This window comes from Planococcus faecalis, from assembly GCF_002009235.1.
Classification (GTDB): domain Bacteria; phylum Bacillota; class Bacilli; order Bacillales_A; family Planococcaceae; genus Planococcus; species Planococcus kocurii.
Window position 1 is genome coordinate 892,337 of sequence record NZ_CP019401.1, and the last position, 22,552, is coordinate 914,888.

General features: G+C 40.7%; 20 protein-coding genes. 14 read left to right on the plus strand and 6 right to left on the minus strand.

Annotated elements, in window-relative coordinates:
- Positions 1–33 precede the first annotated feature (33 nt).
- Positions 34–915: a LysR family transcriptional regulator gene (locus AJGP001_RS04400; protein ID WP_078080202.1), complete on the minus strand. Its 882-nt coding sequence runs from the start codon at positions 913–915 to the stop codon at positions 34–36.
- A 186-nt stretch (positions 916–1,101) separates the two neighbouring features.
- On the opposite strand from AJGP001_RS04400, the gene AJGP001_RS04405 reads away from it, so the two are divergent.
- A complete protein-coding gene (locus tag AJGP001_RS04405) occupies positions 1,102–2,421 on the plus strand; it encodes a GntP family permease (RefSeq protein ID WP_071153707.1) in 1,320 nt (439 codons plus the stop codon).
- Positions 2,422–2,445: 24 nt separating this feature from the next.
- On the plus strand, positions 2,446–3,222 hold the full coding sequence (locus AJGP001_RS04410; protein WP_058386947.1) for a 3-hydroxybutyrate dehydrogenase: 777 nt from the start codon (positions 2,446–2,448) through the stop codon (positions 3,220–3,222).
- Between the two features lie 71 nt (positions 3,223–3,293).
- On the opposite strand, the gene AJGP001_RS04415 is transcribed toward AJGP001_RS04410, so the two are convergent.
- Positions 3,294–4,067: an alpha/beta fold hydrolase gene (locus AJGP001_RS04415; RefSeq protein ID WP_071153706.1), complete on the minus strand. Its 774-nt coding sequence runs from the start codon at positions 4,065–4,067 to the stop codon at positions 3,294–3,296.
- 133 nt (positions 4,068–4,200) lie between these two features.
- Positions 4,201–4,752 carry a TVP38/TMEM64 family protein gene (locus AJGP001_RS04420; protein WP_071153705.1) on the minus strand — a complete coding sequence of 184 codons (552 nt, stop codon included), beginning with the start codon at positions 4,750–4,752 and terminating at the stop codon, positions 4,201–4,203.
- Positions 4,753–4,947: 195 nt separating this feature from the next.
- Between AJGP001_RS04420 and AJGP001_RS04425 the strand changes: the two genes are divergently transcribed.
- The 4 genes from AJGP001_RS04425 to AJGP001_RS04440 all read left to right on the plus strand — a co-directional run bounded on the left by AJGP001_RS04425 (position 4,948) and on the right by AJGP001_RS04440 (position 8,933).
- Entirely contained in the window at positions 4,948–5,883 is a 936-nt protein-coding gene (locus AJGP001_RS04425; RefSeq protein ID WP_071153704.1) for a ketopantoate reductase family protein, read from the plus strand.
- Positions 5,884–5,952: 69 nt separating this feature from the next.
- A complete protein-coding gene (locus AJGP001_RS04430) occupies positions 5,953–6,915 on the plus strand; it encodes a TRM11 family methyltransferase (RefSeq protein ID WP_071153703.1) in 963 nt (320 codons plus the stop codon).
- A gap of 176 nt (positions 6,916–7,091) precedes the next feature.
- Complete coding sequence (locus AJGP001_RS04435; RefSeq protein ID WP_071153702.1) at positions 7,092–8,330, plus strand: cysteine desulfurase-like protein; 1,239 nt, start codon at positions 7,092–7,094, stop codon at positions 8,328–8,330.
- 129 nt (positions 8,331–8,459) lie between these two features.
- Positions 8,460–8,933 carry a HEAT repeat domain-containing protein gene (locus AJGP001_RS04440; RefSeq protein ID WP_058386084.1) on the plus strand — a complete coding sequence of 158 codons (474 nt, stop codon included), beginning with the start codon at positions 8,460–8,462 and terminating at the stop codon, positions 8,931–8,933.
- Between the two features lie 41 nt (positions 8,934–8,974).
- Here the strand turns inward: AJGP001_RS04440 and AJGP001_RS04445 are convergent, their stop codons facing one another.
- Together AJGP001_RS04445 and AJGP001_RS04450 are read right to left on the minus strand one after the other, a co-directional pair.
- The gene (locus tag AJGP001_RS04445; RefSeq protein ID WP_058386083.1) at positions 8,975–9,556 is read right to left on the minus strand and encodes a biotin transporter BioY; all 582 of its coding nucleotides are present in this window, start codon (positions 9,554–9,556) and stop codon (positions 8,975–8,977) included.
- 151 nt (positions 9,557–9,707) lie between these two features.
- The gene (locus AJGP001_RS04450; RefSeq protein ID WP_071153701.1) at positions 9,708–10,991 is read right to left on the minus strand and encodes a glucose-6-phosphate isomerase; all 1,284 of its coding nucleotides are present in this window, start codon (positions 10,989–10,991) and stop codon (positions 9,708–9,710) included.
- A 230-nt stretch (positions 10,992–11,221) separates the two neighbouring features.
- Here AJGP001_RS04450 and AJGP001_RS04455 point away from each other — a divergent pair, with 230 nt between their 5' ends.
- Positions 11,222–13,243 (plus strand): penicillin-binding transpeptidase domain-containing protein, encoded by a 2,022-nt coding sequence (locus AJGP001_RS04455; protein ID WP_078080203.1) that lies wholly within the window; start codon positions 11,222–11,224, stop codon positions 13,241–13,243.
- A 216-nt stretch (positions 13,244–13,459) separates the two neighbouring features.
- Positions 13,460–15,094 (plus strand): alpha-glucosidase, encoded by a 1,635-nt coding sequence (locus tag AJGP001_RS04460; RefSeq protein WP_058386080.1) that lies wholly within the window; start codon positions 13,460–13,462, stop codon positions 15,092–15,094.
- Between the two features lie 57 nt (positions 15,095–15,151).
- Here the strand turns inward: AJGP001_RS04460 and AJGP001_RS04465 are convergent, their stop codons facing one another.
- The gene (locus AJGP001_RS04465; protein ID WP_078080204.1) at positions 15,152–15,652 is read right to left on the minus strand and encodes a GNAT family N-acetyltransferase; all 501 of its coding nucleotides are present in this window, start codon (positions 15,650–15,652) and stop codon (positions 15,152–15,154) included.
- Positions 15,653–15,956: 304 nt separating this feature from the next.
- Here AJGP001_RS04465 and ilvD point away from each other — a divergent pair, with 304 nt between their 5' ends.
- From ilvD to AJGP001_RS04495, 6 genes are all read left to right on the plus strand, one after another.
- Entirely contained in the window at positions 15,957–17,639 is a 1,683-nt protein-coding gene (gene ilvD / locus AJGP001_RS04470) for a dihydroxy-acid dehydratase (RefSeq protein WP_071153700.1), read from the plus strand.
- 216 nt (positions 17,640–17,855) lie between these two features.
- Entirely contained in the window at positions 17,856–18,869 is a 1,014-nt protein-coding gene (locus AJGP001_RS04475; protein WP_058386077.1) for a TRAP transporter substrate-binding protein, read from the plus strand.
- Positions 18,870–18,931: 62 nt separating this feature from the next.
- Entirely contained in the window at positions 18,932–19,402 is a 471-nt protein-coding gene (locus AJGP001_RS04480) for a TRAP transporter small permease (RefSeq protein ID WP_071153699.1), read from the plus strand.
- A 2-nt stretch (positions 19,403–19,404) separates the two neighbouring features.
- Positions 19,405–20,673, plus strand: a complete 1,269-nt coding sequence (locus tag AJGP001_RS04485; RefSeq protein ID WP_058386075.1) for a TRAP transporter large permease — start codon at positions 19,405–19,407, stop codon at positions 20,671–20,673.
- Positions 20,674–20,691: 18 nt separating this feature from the next.
- On the plus strand, positions 20,692–21,777 hold the full coding sequence (locus AJGP001_RS04490; protein WP_078080205.1) for a tartrate dehydrogenase: 1,086 nt from the start codon (positions 20,692–20,694) through the stop codon (positions 21,775–21,777).
- The gene (locus tag AJGP001_RS04495; RefSeq protein ID WP_071153698.1) at positions 21,778–22,533 is read left to right on the plus strand and encodes an SDR family NAD(P)-dependent oxidoreductase; all 756 of its coding nucleotides are present in this window, start codon (positions 21,778–21,780) and stop codon (positions 22,531–22,533) included. It begins immediately after the preceding gene.
- Positions 22,534–22,552: the final 19 nt, after the last annotated feature.

The window sequence follows — 22,552 nt, forward strand, 5'->3', positions numbered from 1 at the left end:
AAGGAGCTTCCAAGTGGAGGCTCCTTTTTTGTATCAAACAATCGGTAACTTTTCTACTAAAGAAATAAACTCTCGCGATACATAAGGGACATAGCGATTTTTCGCTAAAATAATGCCCAGTCTCCAAGGAAAAGTATGAGTCAGTGAAATCATTTTAAATGGACCATCTTTAACGCGGTCGCAAATCAATTTGGGCATTAACGTAACACCTAAGTTTTTTTCTACCATTCCGACAATAAAATCCCATTGCGAACTTTCATAGGCAATTTTGGGCGTAAATCCTTCACTTATACAAAATTCAATCGTTCGGCTGTTCAAAGTAAATTCTTTGCTAAGGAGCAAAAATGGATCATCTTTAAAATGAATTAAATCAATAACATCGTGACAGGCAAGAGGATGTGATTCGTGAACGAGCAATTTAATTTCTTGGTCAACAAAGGGGACGACATCGAATTTTTCTTGATCAACTGGCAGCATAACAAATCCCAAATCAACTTCGCCTTCGTATACTTTTCTCTCTACTGTTTTGGCACCATCTTCTGCAAGAATGACGGTAACGTCGGGATAAGCGTATTGAAATTCGGCGATGATGGTCGGAAAGAATAACGTACTGATAACTGGTGGAAGACCAATTTTTATTTTGCCTTTTTTCAAATTCATGACATCGTACAGAGAAGCCGATAAATCATCAATACTGTGAATGATTTTCTGAGCTTGTTCATAAACAACAACGCCTGCGTCAGTTAAATTGATTTGACGGGCTGACCGATCGAACAACATAACTTCCATTTCGTCCTCTAGGTTTTTTACCATTTTACTCAAAGTTGGCTGTGTCACGTGAAGAGTAAGTGCAGCTTTTGTAAAACTTCGATGTTTGGCAACTTCAACGAAATACGTTAATTGACGAATATCCATACTATTCTCCTCTACTTATAACTAATTATTATAGAACTTATAGTAATTATTCATTTTACCTATCTTTAAGAGAGTTGTACACTAATAAAAGCAAACAGCTCTAAATTTTCAGAAATTTAAATCACTTTATGAAATTAAGTAAGTAAGCGTTTTCATTTGGTAAGTAAAAGAAAAGGGGGATTTTAAATGTTGAGTATGATTGGAATGGTTGGTGGACTGGTACTTCTTATTGTTTTAACGATGAGAGGTATGAACTTATTGATTGCGGGTCCATTGTCCGCATTATTTGTAGCACTTTTCAGCGGACTACCATTATTTCCGCAATTGGTAGGAGAAGGAGAAGCAAACCTATTAACAAATTATATGACTAGTTTTTCTGGATTTATCACTGCTTGGTTCCCGATGTTCCTACTCGGTGCAATTTTTGGTAAAGTAATGGAAGATAGTGGAGCTGCTGATAGCGTCTCAAGATGGTTAGTTGGGAAATTTGGTTTATCGAAAGCTGTACTTGCGATTGTTATCGCCTGTGCTGTCTTGACCTATGGTGGAGTGAGTTTGTTCGTTGTCGCGTTCTCGGTTTTTCCAATGGCGCTTAGCTTGTTCAAACAAGCCGATCTTCCACGTCGCTTTATTCCTGCAGCTTTAGCTTTGGGCTCAGTAACATTCACAATGACGTCCGCGGGTTCACCTGAAATTCAAAACTGGATTCCGATTGACTACTTAAAGACGAGCCCGTATGCAGGGTGGGAAGTTAGTATTTTAGTCGCTGTCTTTATGGCCGTGTTTGGTTACTGGTGGTTAAAACGCATGATTAGTAAAGCTGTTAAGAAAGGCGAGCGTTTTGAAGCCCGTTCAACAGATCCAGTTGTTAAGAATCGAGAATTGCCGAACCCGATTATGGGCTTAATCCCACTAGTTGTCGTTCTTGGAATCTCCTTTATTTTCCATGATTCATTAAAAACATCTGCGTTGATTATTGCTTTACTAGGCGGCGTTTTGACAACGTATTTATTGAACCGTACGTATTTTTCTAATCTAGGCAAAGCTTTATCAGATGGAACAATCGGTGCATTAATTGCAATCGGTAATACGGCGGCTGTCGTTGGTTTTGGTGGTGTTGCCAAATCTGTCCCAGCGTTCCAAGTAGCAGTAGATGCGATGACAAGTATTCCCGGAAGCCCATTAATCGGTGGGGCGATTGCTGTCAGCGTCATTGCTGGACTAACTGGATCCGCTTCAGGTGGGCAAGTTATCGCCTTGCCACTTCTTGCACCACATTATATCGATATGGGTGTTAATACAGAAGCGCTTCACCGAACAATTGCTATTTCATCAGGAGCACTTGATTCATTACCTCACAACGGGTACGTCGTTACAACGATTCGAGGGATTTGTGGCGAAACACATCAAGCCGCTTATGGACCTGTTGGTGCTGTGACAGTCATTGTTCCGTTACTGGGACTTGCAATTGCCATCATTTTATTTTCACTAGGACTTGGAATTTAACAACAGCTACGGAGGGAACAAATGATGATAGACAACAAAGTAGTATTGATAACAGGCGCCGCTAGTGGAATAGGTTATGAAATCAGCTCAGACTTTGCACAAGCTGGAGCAAAAATTGTGTTATCGGATATTGATGAGCATGCAGTACAAAAAGCAGCAGAAACTTTGAGAGCCAAAGGGATGGATTGCCTCGGCATCAAATGCGATGTAACAAATGAAGAAGATATTAAAAATGTTATTGAACAAACAGTTGCTCATTATGGCTCACTGGATGTTCTTATCAATAATGCCGGAATGCAATATATCTCACCGATTGAAGAATTTCCAACAGAGAAGTATGAATTATTGATTCGGATTATGTTAATTGCACCGTTTATCGCGACAAAGCACGCTTTCCCAATTATGAAAAAACAAGGTTCTGGACGCATCATTAACATGGCATCCATCAATGGACTTGTTGGTTTTGCAGGAAAAGCTGCATACAATAGTGCCAAGCACGGCGTCATTGGCTTGACGAAAGTTGCAGCACTCGAAGGCGCTGAGCATGGCATTACCGTAAATGCCATGTGTCCAGGCTACGTCGACACGCCACTTGTCCGAAATCAGATGAACGATTTAGCAAAAACGCGTCAAGTGCCAGTTGAAAAAGTATTTGAAGAAGTGCTATATCCTTTAATTCCTCAAAAGCGTCTACTGGCGGTAAAAGAAGTATCAGATTATACGATGTTCTTAGCTAGTGACAAAGCGTCAGGTATTACGGGACAAGCTGTTGTGCTAGATGGTGGCTATACCGCTCAATAAACTAAACCCGTTCAGCATAATAGGTGCCGAACGGGTTTTTCTTGTCGTTTTATAGACGTAGCTAGGGCAGATTAGTCAAGGAAATTTTCAATAATTCCAAGGAAAAGTTTGGGTTGCTCCACATTTGGTGCATGTCCAGAACGTTTAAATTCCATAAAAGTAGCATCGGGAATGGCAATTGCTGTTTCGCGTCCTTTATCAGGCGGGTTTAATCCGTCGAATTTGCCGCTAATGATCAATGTCTCGGCAGAAATTTGGGGAAGTTGTTGACGAAAGTCGAATTTCTTTAAAGCATCCGCTGCAATAGCTTGCTCTTTCATAGTCAATTGACGGCTTTTTTGAGCCGTTTTTTTGAGCCATTCATCAATCCGATTTTGGTTGTGATAGATATAGCTAGAGGAAGTCTTGAATTTTTCAAGAATGCTCAAACCGTCAAACTCCTCAGGATAACGATCAAAAAGCTCAGCCATAGAGGATTGTTCGCCGTAAGATTTAGTCGCAACTAGTACAAGCTTTGCAACTTTTTCCGGTTGTTGAGCTGCAATTCCCTGTGCAATATAACTGCCCATCGATACACCAATCACATGAACCGCATCAAGTGTGAGATGAGCAAGAAGAGCAAGGGCATCGTCTATATGATCTTGCAAAGTGTATTGTTCAAGACGGCTGGAATTGCCGTGTCCGCGTGAATCCAATGCAATAATGCGGTGTTCACTTTTGAAAAAGTCCATTTCGCGATAAAACATCGCTGAATTGCTTGTCAGTCCATGAAGCAAGAGAAGCGGTTGTCCTTCTCCGATATCTTCGTAAAATAATTCGATTCCGTTGTGGGTGAAAACGGGCATAATCATTCTCCTTTATCAATCATCTATGACATGTAATACCCTGTAATTAAGAAAATTAAAAGCACAACTTTAAGTTGTACTCGTTAACTATCGTAGATATCAGTGCCATAGTTCTACTACGGACTGCCTCTATTTAATCAGACTGCGGACGAGAATTCTGCCATTTTTCAATAAAGCTGAATATCGCTGCAAGCAATATGAACATACTTGCGGTGACATACCAAGGAAACTCTGAAATAGACTGCCCAAATGCGGTATACAGAATGGCAGGTGCAATTAATCCAAGAGCAGAAATAGCCATGTATTCCTTAAGTGACTTAGTCATTTCCATCAAGTACCAAGATAATAAATGAAAATGAACAAAAGGCATAATCCGAAGAATCATCACTTGAGCAACAGACAAAGTGCGATTGGGGAATATTTTATCTTTCAATTTCCCCATTTTTTCTTGGAATTTCGGAAATTTATTGATTAATACGTAAGATACCCAACTCATTAACGTTAAGCCGATAAACGACAAAAGAGCTCCTTCAAAAAATCCGAAAAGGTAGCCTCCAGCAATACAAACAGCGATAACCGGTATGAATAACAGTGGCCGTAATAAATGCAAAAGTATAAAAAGAAGCGGTGCCAACCAACCGACGTTATCCATGAATGTTTCGAGGGATTGATCGAATTGCTCCATACGATCCCAACCTCTCTAATTATGTTTACTAATAAGGTAGGATAATCTAAAAAGACTGTAAAAGCAAGGAGTTTTTTTATGTGGTATATTCATGCTAGATATATCGACTGAATAATTTTGCTTGTCGATCTTCCAAAATTAACTATACTATTTTTCATATAAAGTCGCTAAAGTTAGATAGAAAAGAGGGATTGCATGAATGTATTAATTATCGGAGCGGGAGCAATGGGGAGTTTGTTCGCGGGACGTTTAAAAGAACAAGGAGCTAATGTCTTTCTATATAATAGGAGAAATTCTCATGTTGATAAAATCAATCAAAGTGGATTAACGATTGTTGAACGAGATAACCAGGAGACAATGGTTCCTTTGACAGTCGTACACGAAGTTTCAGGTGCTTCGTATGATCTTGTATTAGTGATGTTGAAAACGCATGCTACGAAAAATGTGTTAACCCAATTAAAGGATTCATTTTCTGTGAATACCTTATTTGTGACCATGCAAAATGGTCTTGGAAACTTAGAAACTATTTCAGCCATTTTCCCGAACAATCCTGTGGTTGCCGGTACGATGGGCTGTGGTGCTAGTGTAGAAAGTGCTGGACGGATTCTTCACCGGGGCTGGGGGAAAAATTGGATTGGTCATTCTAAAGATGTTGCTGCTCAAAAGAAAATAGGAGGATTCATCGAAGCGTTGAATTGCTCCGGTCTGGAAACGGAGTTAGCAGAAGATGTTCAAACCGTTATTTGGAATAAACTGTTTGTTAACGTTGCTTTTAATTCATTGACGGCAGTAACGCGCTTGAGAAATGGTGATATTCTCCATACAAATGAAGGACAACAGTTGCTCGAACGTATCATAACAGAAGCACTGCAGGTAGCTAAAGCGGAAGGTGTTTCTGTAGACGCACAACAGACAATCGCCAAGTGCATAAAAATGGGCAACGAAGAAATTGCCACCAATAAATCTTCTATGTTAATGGATATTCTACATAAGCGAAAAACAGAAATTGACGCGATCAATGGCGCTGTATCCAAACTTGGCAAATACCACGGCATACCAACTCCATATAATGAAATGATCACGGGAATCATTCGAGTCATTGAAGCAAATTATGACCTGCAAGTCGACTAACTTCTGAAGAATTCTGCTATACTTAGGAGATGTTGTCCTGAACAAAAGGGCAGATAAGGACGGGATGAATTGAAACAATTAACTGCAACAGGCGATTACATCTACACGTATGCTTATACAAATGATGAAAAAAATTTATGTCAATTAGAAATGCGATCTTTTTTCGAAAAAGACACCAGTAGCAAAATTATCAAAAGCGGAGTCGCAATCGATCCGAGTCGGAGCCCGTTTATTAAAGAACGAGTTGAAGTATTGCTTGAAGGTGATAGCTTGCAAGAAATTTTGAGACAATCAGCAGAAGTAGATATGGACCAGTTAACATTCAAGGTCATTTTTTTGAAAATCAATGGCTTGACTGAGCAGGACCAAGTTGATTATTCAGGTAAACGAAACATTGAGCGAGAAATTGGTTCCGCTATTACCGGTGAAGCAGACGTCCATCATCCAGATGTAACATTTGGGTTGATTCCTTTTGAAGGTCGCTGGTATCTCGGGCGCTATCTTCAAAGCGAGCCTGTTTGGTTTAAGCATATGAAAAAACCGCGCGAATATTCAACGGCATTAAGTACGCGCGTTGCTCGCGCAGTTGCTAATATTGCCGTACCACAACCAGAAGGTATCAAAGCCATTGATCCGTGTTGTGGTATTGGTACAGTTTTAGTGGAAGCACTATCAATGGGAATCGACATTGTTGGGCGTGATATGAATCCGCTAGTTGTCGATGGATCTAGAGAAAATATCGCTCATTTTGGATTGACTGGTGAAGTAGCACTAGGCCCGATTGCGGAAGTCGAAGCTATTTATGACGTGGCCATCATTGATATGCCGTATAACCTATACACACACGCAACGCCCGCAGACCAATTAGGGATTTTAAAAGCTGCATATCCGATTACTGAAAAGTTAGTGGTCGTCACGATCGAGACAATGGATCATATGATCAAAGAAGCGGGATTTGCCATCACTGACCGCTGTATTGCTAAAAAAGGGTTGTTCTTGCGGGAAATCGTCGTCTGTCAAAAAGCTGTTTAAACGTCGCGATAAGCGGCGTTTTTTGGTTGAAATCGGGTTTGGCAAGTATTTAGCGTGAACTGGACAGTATTTGCTCCCAATCGGACAGTATTTTCAAAAACATTAAAAAATAAAGGGAATTGCGTTCGAAAATTGAATACGGTAACAGTACCTTACTCGAAAAGGAGCTGCAAGCCATGAAAATAGCCACAACAACGAATTATCCAATTGCTAAAGTACGTGAACAATTTCCGGCTTTAACGAGAACTTATAACGGGAGAGCGGTTGCTTATTTTGATGGTCCAGGCGGATCGCAAGTTGTCAGTTCAGCGATTCAAGCAATCGCTCGTTATATGGAAAGAGGCGGAGGTAATCTCCACGGTGCTTTTCCATCTAGTTGGGAAACAGAAGAAGTGATTTCAGAAGCAAGACTTGCGGTCGCAGACTTTCTAAATGTCCAAGCCAAGGAAATAGCGTTTGGAGCGAACATGACAACATTAACGATTGCCATCGCCAACGCACTCGGTAAAAAATTCAAAGCAGGTGACGAAATTGTGGTCACTGAAATGGATCATCGTGCCAATGTCGATCCGTGGATCATGATGGCAGAAGATCGAGGATTAACGGTTCGCTGGGTCAAAGTTGATACTGAAACAAAAACACTCGATTTGACAGAATTAAACGAACTCATCAATGAAAAGACAAAAATTGTCGCTATTGGGATGGCATCTAACGCGATTGGCACAATCGTCGATCTTAAACCGTTTGCGGAACGAGCAAAAAAGGTTGGAGCCCTATTAATAGCTGATGCTGTTCATGCTGCACCACATGTACCGATGGACAGAGACGACATGGAAATTGATATTTTATTATGCTCAGCTTACAAGTTCTTTGGACCGCATATCGGCATCGCTGCAATCAAAGAGGAAATTTTCAAAGATTTGGAGCCGTACAAATTGACCACTTCTCCAAGTTATTACCCAGATAAGCTAGAAACCGGTACGCAAAATCATGAAGGCATTGCCGGAATTCGCCCAGCTATTGAGTTTTTTGCAGGTTTTGGAGAAGGCGAAACGCGAAGAGCGCGTATTTTGAGTGGTGTGGCGCATATTGAAAGTTACGAAAACAGTTTGGCAAATCGATTGCGGGAAGGCTTATCAGCTATTGAAGGTGTGATAGTTACACAAGCTGCAGCAAATGTACCCAAAACGCCGACAGTCGCTTTCCAAGTTGCTGGTGTTGAACCAGGAGAAATTTGCAAAAAGCTAGCTGAAGACCATAGTATTTTTGTTGCCGCAGGTCATTTCTACGCATCGACACTTGGTGAGGTTCTAGGCGTCAATGACAGTGGTGGCTGGGTGCGTGCAGGTCTTGCTCCATATAGTACAGAAGAAGAGGTAGATCGTTTAATTGGCGCTATTAAAGAGTTTACTTAAACTGTAGTATGAATAATCGACTTTTTTCCTTTTGCTCTAGATGATGGTATACTGGTAGGAACTTGTTCCGCCAACGGAGAGCATTACGTTATTTCCCGCAAAGGGACATAAACAAAGGAGAATGAAATTTTGACACAAACGAACAGCAACTCTGATAACAAACCGACGAATTTACCACCGAATTACGACGAATTGAAAAAAGCGGCGAACCGGCAGGCTAACTGGAAAGAGCGTTTGGCTGCGGTTGAAGAGCTTGGTAACTGGAAGAGCGAGCCAACAATCGACCTTTTGACACATCGCATGAATCACGATTCTGTTTATCAAGTACAAGAAGCTGCTTATGAACAACTTAAAAACTTTGGTGAAAACGTTCATATGCCAGAGCGTAAGAAATTTGATTTGATCAAAGACACTTCTAAAGTACTTGTGCGAATCAAAAAAAGTTTGCCAGTAGGGCATAGCTATGAAGAATTTAAAGAAAAGTTGCAAAAAATGCGTAGCGATATTTACGATACGTATAAAGGCGACAAAGGCGAAGATTTCGAAAAATGGTTAGAAGAGCAATGGAAAGCAGCTCCATTCAAACAACCACGCCGCAGATAATAAAACCAAAACCCGAATGCCACCGAGGCATTCGGGTTTTTTTAAAGGTATTTTTGAATAATAGGTTTTAAACGATAACCGAACAAACCGGCAAGTACAGCGAGGATTAAATCTTTTGGAAGCGGTACAGCCATCCAAGCCCAAGCCATTTTATACGTAAAGCCTTCAGGCGCTGCAAACCATAATTTGTAGGCTGCATACATCCAGTTGGTACCAAACAAATAATTGACCGTCATGCCGACGAGTGCCGCAATAACAAATCCTTTTTTAGTAGACCATTTTTCAGCAATGAGTCCAGCTAAATAAGCGGTAAAAACATAAGACACAATAAATCCAAAAGTTGGACTAATCAACGTGTCCATGCCACCAGAAAATTTTGCGAAAACAGGGACGCCTGCAAGACCGATAAATGCATAAACAATCATAGAAACGGCACCCATGCGACTACCAAGAAGAATGCCTGCTAAAATTGCAAAGAAAGTTTGAAGCGTAATTGGTACGCCACCGATAATCAGAAACGAAGCAATATTTGCGCCAATGGCCATTAAGGCAGAAAATAACGCGATATGTACCAATTGCAGAGTGCGGGAGTGATTAGCCGATCTAGTCGTCGTTGTGGTCATTATATTTCCTCCTACTTTTTTCATATAAATTGAGTATAAAGAGATGATTTATTTAAGTCAACTTATTTATTTTTATGGTTAACTCATTTAAAAGGAGAAAAATACAATCAAAAAAAGCTGACTCGTTACAAGTCAGCTTTTTGCTATAATTTTAAAATCCTGGTTTATTTAATAACTTAAAGATATTATTCTTGTAGTCTTCTACGCCCGGCTGGTCAAATGGGTTAATATCGAGCATATATGCACTGTAGGCACATGAAAGCATATAGAAATACAATAAATGACCTAGATGGTATTCATCGATTTTAGAAATCGTTAAACTAAGCTGCGGTACACCACCGTCTAAGTGAGCACTTGATGTTCCTTTGTACGCGACGTGATTAAACTCCTGTAAAGAAAGTCCCGCCATATAATTCAATTCATCGTCGTCATTTTCAGCTTCAACAATCGACAAGTCTTCGTTTGCTTCTTGAACGAGTAAGAAAGTTTCAAACAAATTGCGTTTGCCATCTTGGATATACTGTCCCATCGAATGCAAGTCGGTTGTAAAGGAAACAGATGCCGGGAAAATACCTTTGCCTTCTTTGCCTTCACTTTCGCCAAACAATTGCTTCCACCATTCCTGAACGAACGATAGTTTCGGTTCGAATGTTGCCATTACTTCTGTCGTATAGCCTTCTACATAAAGCTGGTGACGAACTGCTGCATATTGTGCTGCTGCATTGTCATCAAAGTTCGTATTGTTGTAAAGTTCTTCTGCATTTGCAGCTCCAGCCATCAACTCGCGTATGGAATAACCCGCAGCGGCAATCGGAACAAGTCCAACAGCAGTGAAAACAGAATAGCGTCCGCCTACGTCAGCAGGAACGACAAAACGTTTATAACCATTTTCTTCAGCAAGTGTTAATAAAGCACCTTTTTCAGCATCAGTCGTTACAATAATTCGCTCTGCTGCTTCTTGGCCGTAGCGCTTTTCCATATAGTCTTTTAGGAAGCGAAAAGCGATAGCAGGCTCTGTTGTTTTCCCTGATTTGGAGATCACATTGACCATTATGCGTTTGCCATCAAGATGAGCAAGCAATTGCTTTAAATACTCACCGCTAACTTGGTGACCTGCAAAAACCACTTCGAGTCCTGATTCTTTACTGAAATAAGGAGCGAGTGCGGACAACACAGCTTTAGCGCCTAAATAAGATCCGCCAATACCAATCACTACTAATACATCTGCCTTATTCTGAATTTCCACTGCTGTTTTTTCAACTTTCTTCAAAAACTCTTCATCGAGTTTGCTCGGCCAGTCTAGCCACCCAAGAAAGTCAGAGCCTTTCCCTTTTTTGTTGTAAAGGTTTTCGTGAATCTGTTTTAAATGCGCTCTTTTTTCAAGTGTTAAACCTGCTCCAATTGACTCTGAAAATGTAAGTTCAACCATATTCATCCTCCTATCATTTGTTTATCAGTTTACCATATTTAAAGCGGCAATTGCGCAGCCAGCTAATGCAATAAGCAAAAAAACAGAAATCCATTACGCTGATCACAAGATAAATTTAACGCTAAAAGTTAGCAAGAAAAAAGCGATTCTTCGAGTCATTTTTACTCTAGAGCTTTTATTCTTTTAACTTATTGTTTTTTTTTGGTAAAATGAAGAAAACAATTGGGGGTTATCATGTGACTAAGAAATTAGCAGTCATTCTAGCACTGGCTTTCTTGGTTTTTCTTGCAGGTTGTCAACCAAAAGCGTCACCTGAAGAAAGGCTGAAGGAATACATAGGGCATTGGAACAAGGAAGAGTTCTCAGAAATGTACAGTACGTATTTAAACCAAGGCACGAAAGAAGCTTATGCTTCAGAAGATTTTGTCGAACGACAGCAAAAACTGTATACAGACTTGGCAATTGAAAATATTGAAGTGACTTATACCAAGCCCTCGAAAGATGAAAACTGGGATACTGAAAAACCTGCAGATTTTCCGGTACAGGTGAAGATGGATACGATGGCTGGACCAATCGAGTTTGAAAAAAATATGACTTTGTTGTATGAAACAGCAGAAGACAAAGAAGATTGGTTTATTGAATGGGATCCTTCTTTTATCTTTGAGCAATTGGCAACAGGAGACGAAGTTCGTGTCTCGGCAACACGTGCAAAGCGCGGTGAAATTTTAGATCGCAATGAACAACCAATTGCCATTAATGGAACAGGCTATAACGTGGGTGTGGTTCCTGAAAACTTCAAAGATGCATCTGCTAAAAAAGAACTAGCCACAGTTTTGGGAGTGTCAGTAGCATCTATAGACGAAAAATTAAACCAAAGTTGGGTTCAAGAAAATCAGTTCGTGCCCATATCAAAAGTAGCTAAAGACAACACGCAATTACTGGAGAAAGTAAAAGCTGTTCCAGGAGCAACTTATCAAGAAACAACTATGCGCGAATATCCATATGGAGAAGCTCTTGGCCATTTAAGCGGTTATATCGGACCAATGACTGCCGAAAAATTAGAAGAACTTAAAGACCAAGGGTATACGTCTACGGACTTGATTGGTAGAAGAGGACTTGAGCAAACGCTTGAAGAACGTCTTCGTGGCGAAAATGGTCTAAAAATTCTGATTAAAAAACAAGGCGATACAGGAGAAGAGTTAACGATCGCTGAAACTCCCGCAAAAGATGGAGAAACCGTTGTGCTAACGATTGATGCCGAATTGCAAAAATCCACTTATGAAGCGATGGAAGGCGAAGCTGGCACAAGTGCTGCGGTCAATCCAAAAACAGGAGAAACTTTAGTATTGGTCAGTTCACCAGCGTACAATCCAAACGAATACATGCTAGGGATTAGCGAGGATCGCTTTAAAGAACTAAGTGAAGATCCGTTAAATCCGTTATTCAATCGTTTTGGTGCAGCCTATGCACCGGGGTCAACAATCAAGCCTATAACGGCAGCAATCGGAATGGAAGCAGGAACACTAGAACCATCAGTTGGGTTACAGATTGATGGAGCAACCTGGCAAAAAGACGGTTCCTGGGGAGATTACCGAGTTACTCGTCTTCATCCAGAAGCACCGAATCCAGTTGATTTGAATACAGCGTTAGTCTATTCCGACAATATTTACTTTGCACGACAAGCACTTGAAATGGGCAATCAAGCATTTGTTTCTGGTTTGCAGCGCTTTGGTTTCGGAGAAGAAATTCCCTTTGCTTTAGAATTGCAATCGTCTCAAATTTCAAATGAAGGTACACTCGGGTCACAAGGACAGTTGGCCGATACATCATTTGGTCAAGGTCAAATGCTGACGAATATCCTTCACCTGGCTTCTATGTATGAGCCCTTCTTAACGGACGGTACGATGTACAAACCGTTATTGTTTATGGATGAAGAAAAAAGCCAAGTTTGGAAAGAAGGATTGCTTAGCGCAGAAAATGCAAAAGTTCTCCGCACTGGGATGCGTAATGTCGTCGTAGATGGCTATGCACAATCGGCAAACAGTAAAACGGTCAAGATTGCTGGCAAAACCGGTACAGCTGAGTTGAAAGGTGCGATTGGAGAAGAAGGACAAGAAAATGGCTTTTTTGTTGCTTATGATTCCGAAAGCCCGGATTTTATTTTAGCGATGATGATTGAATCAATTGAAGAAAACGGTGGCAGTGATTATGTTGCTGGATTTGCAACCAAGGTATTTGAAAACTATAAAGCTGAGTAAAAGAAAAAAGCCACCGACATCTATTGTTGGTGGCTTTTTGTATATAAGAAGGCTACGAGCCAAAACCAAATTTTAATTGCAGGGATTTTCATCAGAATATTGAATATAAACCAATAATAAATCATTCCATAATTTCAATGGCAGCCTGTAAGTATGCTCAACTAGATTTAGAAAGTCGGTTTAACAACAGCACATTCTAGTATCGGGAAGAGGGAGATGACGTTGAAGGAAGTATGGTGGAAAGAAGCAGTCGTCTATCAAATTTATCCAAGGAGCTTCAACGATTCGAATGGCGATGGCATGGGCGATTTAAATGGCATAACAGCAAAACTAGATTATTTGGATGAACTGGGCATTACCATCATCTGGATCTGCCCGATTTACCAATCTCCAAATATTGATAACGGGTATGACGTTAGTGATTACCAAGCGATTATGGAAGAGATGGGGACGATGGCAGATTTTGATCGCTTGCTAGAGGAAGTGCATAAAAGAGGAATGAGACTTATTCTTGATTTAGTAGTGAACCACACGAGTGATCAGCACCCGTGGTTTATAGAATCCCGTTCCTCTAAAGATAATCCAAAGCGTGATTGGTACGTATGGCGTGATCAGCAAACTAATTGGGAAAGTATTTTCGGAGGGCCGGCCTGGACATTTGATCCCAAGACAGCGCAATACTATTTGCATATTTACACTAAAAACCAAGTAGATTTAAACTGGGAAAATAAAGCTATGCGTAATGCCATATACGAGATGAGCCATTGGTGGCTAGCTAAAGGAGTGGATGGCTTCCGCGTAGATGCCAGTAATCATCTGAAAAAAGATTATCGGGACATGCCTCCTTCTCAATCTTCTCCTTATGTTCCTGCTTGGGAAAGATTTACTGACGTAGAAGGGTTACAGGACATATTGGCAGAGCTGCGAGATCGCGTTTTTTCGAATAATGATATTGTCACGATAGGCGAAGCGAATAGCGTCACATCACAAAATATGGGGCTATGGATCGGTGAGCAAGAAGGGAAGTTCAATATGATTTTCCAACTAGAAGCGATAAAAGCGGCCAGTGGTGGTTTGAATAGCGGATTAAACGTAGAGGGATTACGAGAGGTTTTAGACCGTTGGCAAAAAGCAACATATGGCATTGCGTGGAATTCTCTTTATGTGGAAAATCATGATCGCCCAAGAACAGTTTCTATTTGGGGAAATGACCAAGATTATTGGTTCGAAAGCGCTACAGCACTAGCTTGTATGTACTTTTTCATGCAGGGCACGCCTTTTATCTACCAAGGTCAAGAAATTGGGATGACCAACGCACCCTTTGATGATATTGACATGTACGAAGACATCGAAACAAAAAACATCTATCGGTATAAGCGACAAGAAGGACTGTCTCACGAAGCAGTAATGGAAATTATTAAGAAAATTAGCCGAGATCATGCTCGGACACCGATGCAATGGAGCAATCAGAAGTTTGCTGGATTTTCTACAGTTACGCCGTGGCTTTCAGTAAACCCAAATTACAAATGGTTGAATGTAGAGGCTCAAAAAGATGACCCGAAATCTATTTGGGCCTACTATAAAAAAATGATTCATTTACGCCAAAACTGGAAGGTTCTGATTTATGGGACGACCGATTTAGCGGATTCTGGATGTCCAGATGTATACGCCTACATCCGTGAAGATCAATACACAAAAATGCTCATTGCTTCAAATCTAAGTGAACATGTCTGTACGTGGAATACCCCTTACGATGCGGAACTTCTTCTAAGTAACTATGACAAGCGTGAAAAAGGCGTATTACAGCCATACGAAGCCTGTGTTTACTTTTTGAAAAAAGAAATTTACTGAAGTTACTAAGCCACAAAGCCATCGTTTCAAGATAGCTTTGTGGCTTGTTTTGTTGGTTTATAAATAAAAACGGAAAGCTTTAACGAAAATTCCGTCATCTAAAGGTGAAAAATCAAGTGAAGAAATTCGCTCAAATCCCATTTTTTCATAAAGTGCAATGGCGTGCTTCATGAAACAGCCAGTATATAGACCAATGAATTTTTGTTTGCGAATTTTAGAAATATCAATGCAATGTTCGACCAACAACTTGCCGATTCCATGGGAACGGAAATCGGGATTGACAGCCAACATTCTAATCTCAGGACATTCAACTGCTTGGGAAGTTCCTGCGTAGGATTTGGAGTCAGCAGGAAATAAGGCTACACTCCCAACAATTTGCCCATCCATTTCTGCAACAAACACTTCAACGCCTGGCTGGTGGTTAATGTCAGAAGATAAATGAGTTTCTAGCATAGCCCATTGTTTTGATGATAGTTTTTCTTTGTGAATTTTATAGGAAGCAAGTCGTTGTTTTTTTAGTAAAAAAAACTCATTTTTTTTGGCTTCGCGAATCAACAAAAGACCATCTCCTGTTACTCAGAATTCCGACCGGTGTTCAAGGTCTTAGAAAAGGTAAAATGACAAGTGCGTGAAGAGGCATGTAAAAAAATCTGCAGTTCAATGTCTAAAAAGTTATTGTAGACATGGTAATTATAAAGCTATATATTGCATACATCAAGAGTGAGTACGTTATAATAACATGAAAACGGATACATTTGTGACTTGTTAGACAAATAAAAAAATATCTAACTATTATTTTTTTATTCATTGAATTCTGATAAATGTGTTCTATAATAAATAGAAAAGAAAGGATTGGATAATTATGAAAAAGGATTTGCGCATCAACAGTAAGGTTTTTGATGGAGCCATGAAAGCACCTAACCGAGCGATGCTTCGTTCAGTAGGTGTAACAGACGAAGATTTTAAAAAGCCGATGATTGGCGTCGCTAGTACGTGGAGTGAAGTGACACCGTGTAACATACATATTGACGACTTAGCGATTAGCGCGAAAAAAGGTGCTAGAGATGCTGGAGGCGTCCCGTTTATTTTTAATACAATTACTGTTTCTGATGGAATTTCAATGGGAACAGAAGGCATGAAGTATTCTCTTTCCAGCCGAGATGTGATTGCCGATTCAATTGAAACAGTCGTAGGAGCAGAAAGCTTGGATGGGTTAGTCGCAATTGGGGGCTGTGATAAAAATATTCCCGGCTGTTTGATTGCGATTGCGAACTCTGAAGTTCCAGCTGTTTTTGTTTACGGAGGAACCATTGCTCCAGGACGCCATAACGGACAAGATATTGATATTGTTTCAGTGTTTGAAGGTGTAGGTCAGCATAATAACGGCGACATCAACGACAATACACTTCGCAGTATTGAATGTGGGGCTTGCCCAGGAGCTGGATCGTGTGGCGGCATGTATACAGCGAACACGATGGCATCTGCTGCTGAAGCAATGGGAATGAGTTTACCAGGAAGTTCTTCTAATCCGGCAGTATCAGCAGCGAAATTAGCTGATTGCGAAAAGGCTGGAGCAGCAGTACATAATCTTTTAGAACTGGATATATATCCGAAAGATATTATGACAAAAAAAGCCTTTGAAAATGCGATTACCGTTGTCATGGCACTTGGCGGATCGACAAATGCGGTTCTTCATTTATTGGCGATTGCTCATGCAGCCGAAGTAGACTTAACAATTGACGACTTTAATCGCCTACAACAAAGGGTACCCCATTTGGCTGATTTGAAGCCGAGCGGCAAATACGTCATGCAGGATTTGCACGAGGTCGGTGGCGTTCAAGCTGTGATGAAAATGTTGCTTGAGGGAGGTTATATTCACGGAGATTGCATGACGGTTACGGGTAAAACGGTAGCAGAAAATCTGCAGGAAGCACCAGCTCTTAAGGAAGGTCAAAAAGTCATCATGCCTTTTGAACAGCCAAAACGTAAAGATGGGCCTTTAATCGTCTTGAAAGGAAACCTTTCTCCAAGTGGGGCCGTAGCAAAAGTTTCGGGCGTGAAAGTAAAACGTCATACGGGCCCAGCTCGCGTTTACAATACAGAAAAAGAAGCAACAGAAGCTGTAATGGCAAATGAAATAAACGAAGGCGATGTGCTAGTTATTCGTTACGTGGGACCAAAAGGTGGACCAGGCATGCCAGAAATGTTGTCAATTTCGGCAATTCTTGTTGGGAAAGGTATGGATGCATCTGTAGCGTTATTAACTGATGGACGTTTCTCAGGCGGAACCCACGGCCTCGTAGTTGGACATATTGCACCAGAAGCACAAGTTGGCGGACCAATCGCCTTGCTAGAAGAAGGAGACATTGTTACGATCGATTCTGACTTGCAGGAAATTTCGATGGAAGTATCCGAAACAGAACTAGAAGAACGTCGCAAACACTGGGTAGCACCGCCACTTCATAAAAAAGGCGTACTTGGCAAATATGCGCATAATGTATCTTGCTCTTCTCAAGGAGCAGTAACCGATTATTTGAATCGATAAGTAAGGTAGGTCACTGCATTAGTACGTTCTGCATCCACTGCGCATTTTCGCTTGCTTGAACAAGTATAAACAGAATTCAGCGGGATACTGCATCCCGCTAAATTTTTATAAAATATAAAAAACGGAATATTTTGTCTTTTTATAGACAATTTCTTTTATTGTAAAAGTAGAATCTATTAAAGCGCTAGAGCAAGATGAAAAAAGGGGGAAACAAAGATGGCAAAGAAGAAATTTGGATTTGTTTCAATAATGTTGGCAAGTACATTGGCTTTAACGGCATGCGGTGATTCTGATAGTGATTCTTCATCAGGAGGAAAAGACTCAGAAGAAAAATTTGTTTTGCAGGCAGGGCATTCGTTGCCGGATGATCATCCGTACCATCTGGGACTTTTGGAAATGGCTGATGCTGTTGAAGAACGGACAGACGGTCAAGTAACGATTGAAGTTTTCGCAAACAGTGAAATTGGAGCTGAGCGAGAATTGACAGAAGGTATGGGTCTTGGAACTGTCGATTTGGTGGTATCTTCAACTGCTCCTGTTACGAACTTTGTGCCGGAGTTAGGTGTTTTAGATGTACCATTCTTATTTAAAGACCGGGAATCGGCAGTAGAAATTCTAGAAGGTGATATAGGAGATGAATTATTCGCTAAAATGGAAGAAAATGGTATAATAGGTTTGTCTTGGGGAGAAAATGGTTACCGTCACATTACCAATGCAAAACGTCCAATCGAAACACCGGAAGACTTGAAAGGGTTGAAAATCAGAACGCAGGAAAATGAAATTCATTTAGCTGCTTTTGAAGCACTTGGTGCACAACCGACTCCAATGGCTTGGACAGAAGCAATTACAGCATTGCAACAAGGTGTAGTAGATGCTCAGGAAAACCCAGCAATTGTTGCTGACCAGTTTAGTTTGTATGATGCGAACCAGAAATACATGAGTTTAACAGGTCACGTTTATTCTGTAGCCATCTATATGATGAGTCAGCAAACATACGATGAATTGCCAGAAGATTTGCGTGACATTGTTGTGGAAGAAGGACAAAAAGCAGGCGCAAGAGAGCGTGAATTAATCGTAGAAATGGAAAAAGAATCGATTCAAACATTGAAAGACAATGGCATGGAAATAATAGAAGATATTGATACAGCGCCATTCCAGGAAGCTGTAAAGCCAGTTTACGAAACAATTGAGTATCAAGATCTATTAAATGAAATTCTGGATGCTCAGTAAAAAAATAATTAACTCAAAAAAGAGAGAATCCTTTCTCTCTTTTTTATATCGGAGGCATGACGATGAATAAATGGATCGGTTATATGAACGTTGGCATTAAGCATGTATTGAATCTAATTATGGCATTATTGGTCACCGTCGTTTTTCTTCAAGTAATTTTCCGTTTTATCCTCAACTCGCCTCTTGCTTGGACTGAGGAGTTAGCGCGCTATAGTTTGATTTGGCTAACGTTTTTAGGGGCATCGTATGCTATGTCATCAAAGGCGCATATCGGAATGGAGTTTTTTGTGAAATTATTTGCAGTTCCTGTACGCAAGGTATTCTACACTATCGCCACGTTTGCAAGTTTGCTATTTTTCTTGTTAATGGTAGTTGAAGGCTATGATTTAGCGATGCAAGGCATGTCTCAAACCTCGCCAGTTTTACGGATTCCGATGGGGATGATCTACATGATCATTCCAGTAAGTGGTGTAATTTTGATTATTAACATGACCTCGCAGTTTTCAAAAGACTTTAAAAGCGGGGGTGTCTAAAGATGGCGTTGGTGTTATTTGGTTTATTAATCGTTTTATTTTTAATAAATGTTCCAATTGCTGTGGGACTTGGACTGGCTTCAACACTCGTTTTCTTTATTGATGGAAACGTTTCATTGATCGTGATTATCCAACGAATGTTCAATTCGGTGGACTCCTTCCCACTTATGGCAATTCCCTTTTTTATTCTTGCCGGTAAATTAATGGAAAGTGGCGGGATTTCTCGCAGGCTGATTCACCTAGCCAATGTTATTTTTGGTCGTGTTCGAGGAGGACTCGGAATCGTTTCGATTGTTGCCTGTGCGTTTTTTGCAGCTATTTCAGGTTCAGCAGCTGCAACAACAGCGGCAGTAGGAGCGTTGATGATTCCTGCGATGGTCAATAAAGGCTATGACAAAAGCTTTGCGACTGCTATTCAAGCGGCTGGAGGGACAATTGGAATTATGATTCCGCCGAGTGTGCCACTCGTTCTGTACGGAGTAGCGGCAGGTGTTTCCGTTAGTGAATTATTCATCGCAGGAATTGTGCCGGGCTTGTTTGTAATGGTGTCATTGATTTTACTGGTGTATTTGATTTCTTTAAAGGAAGGATACGGGGGCGGCGAAAAGTTCGGTTTTAAAGACTTTTTCAAAGCATTTTTAGATGCATTTCTCGCATTGATGATGCCTGTTATTATATTGGGCGGAATTTATGGAGGAATTTTTACGCCAACAGAAGCTGCTGTTGTGGCAGTTGTTTACGGCTTGTTTGTAGGGATTTTTGTGTATAGAGAAATTAAGCTGCCAGACTTGGCAAGTATTTTTTCTTCTTCTGTTGTAGTAACAGCAGTGATTATGTTCATCATTGCGGGTGCTTCAGTATTTGGCTATTACTTAACGCGACAGCGGATTCCGGCTGAGTTGACTGAGTTAATGCTTAGCGTGACGGATAATTGGATTATCGCATTATTGATCATCAATCTTTTACTATTGATTTGCGGAGTTTTCTTGGAAACTTCTGCGGCAATCATTATTTTGACGCCAATTCTCGTACCCATTGCTAGTGCACTTGGAATCGATTTGGTGCATTTCGGAATTATTATGATTGTTAACTTAGGAATCGGATTTATTACACCGCCAGTTGGACTCAATTTATTTGTAGCTGCAAATATCGCTGGAACAAAGTTTGAAAGTTTGTTGAAAGCGATTATTCCATTCATCCTGGTGATGATTGTCGATGTACTTATTATTTCATTTATTCCAGGAATTAGTTTATTCCTTCTTGGAGAGTAAGCAATTGGAGGAGAATATATGACAACTTATAAGATAGCGGTCCTTCCTGGAGACGGAATTGGACCAGATGTTACAAAAGAAGCTATCAAAGTATTAGAATCTCTTAAGCGACAAGACCCTACTTTTAACATTGATTTTCAGCAATTCGAGTGGGGCAGTGAATATTACTTGGAACATGGGCACATGATGCCTGCGGATGGACTAGATCAGTTAAAGAACTTTGATGCTATTTTGTTCGGTGCTGTTGGAGACAAACGGGTGCCAGATGAAATTACTATATGGGAACTAATCATGCCGATTCGCAAAAAATTTCAACAGTACGTCAACATGCGACCAATTAAACGATTGGCCGGTATTGAATCTCCTTTGAAAAATGATTTACCAATTGATTTCATGGTATTCCGTGAAAATGCAGAAGGTGAATACTCGAATATCGGCGGTCGCTTATACCAGCAACAGTCGCAAGAGATGGCCATTCAAAACACCGTGATCACCAAACAAGGCGTCGAGCGAATTGCAAAATACGCATTTGAATATGCTCGAAAAAACAACAAATCGAAAGTGACGAGTGCGACAAAATCCAACGCTATCATCCATTCAATGAAGCTATGGGACGAAGTCGTGGAAGTGGTCGCGAAAGATTACGAGGATATTGAACTTGAAAGCAATTTTATTGATGCCTTGGCTGCGTATTTCGTCATGCGACCAGAATCGTTTGAAGTGGTTGTTGCATCCAATTTATTTGGGGATATTTTGACAGACCTCGGAGCCGCCTTAGTCGGAGGGCTAGGTGTATCCCCGTCAGGCAATATCAATCCAGAACGTAATTTCCCTTCTATGTTCGAAGCAATACATGGTTCGGCACCAGATATTGCGGGCAAAAGAATTGCCAATCCGATTGCGCAAATTTGGTCAGCTGCATTAATGTTGGATCATTTAGGACGTGCAGATTTATCGACTGCAATTGTAAGCGCCATCGAACAAGTAATTCAAGAAGGCAAAGTGCTGACACCGGATTTAGGTGGTATTGCCACAACGCAACAAGTCGGATCAGCAATTGCAGAAAAAGTCTATCATTTGCTGACCAAAGAGGGAGAAAGATAGATGAATCTAGAAAATAAAGTAGCAATCATTACGGGTGCCGGCGGTGGAATGGGTAAAGTAGTTGTCGAACAATTTTTAACACATGGCACAAAAGTAGCGGCAATCGATCTCGACTTAGACGGTCTTAATGAATTAAAGACTCAATATCCGCAGCAGTTACTAGTTATTCAAGGAGACTTAACAGACGAACAAAGTGTGGAAGATGCGGTGAAAAAAACGGCTGAAACATTTGGGCAGATTGATGTCTTGGCAAACGTTGCCGGAATTGCACAGGCAGCGACAGATATTGAAAAAGTGTCTTTAAAAGATTGGGAACGCATTATGGCAATTAATTCAACGGCGGTTTTTTTAACTTCACGCGCGACCGTTCCATATATGAAACAGCAAAAAAGTGGATCGATTATTAACATTGCTTCTGTTTCCGTAGACCGGCCGCGTCCGGGTTTGAATGCTTATGTAGCTTCCAAAGGTGCAACGATTTCTTTGACAAAAGCGTTGGCCATTGAACTAGCTCCTTACAACATAAGAGTAAATGCCATCAATCCAGGTCCAGCCGATACGAAGATGCTTGGTGAATTTACAGCATCCGGCAGTGATGAAGGAGATACAAAAGAGCGTGTATTCCGCAAAAGTGTACCATTAGGTGAATTGATTACACCTGAAGCAATTGCGAACTGTGTGCTATACCTCAGTTCTGATTTAGCAAAAATGATGACGGGCAGCGTAGTAAACGTTGACGGAGGACGTGGAATCTAACAGAGAAGGGGAACAGGAA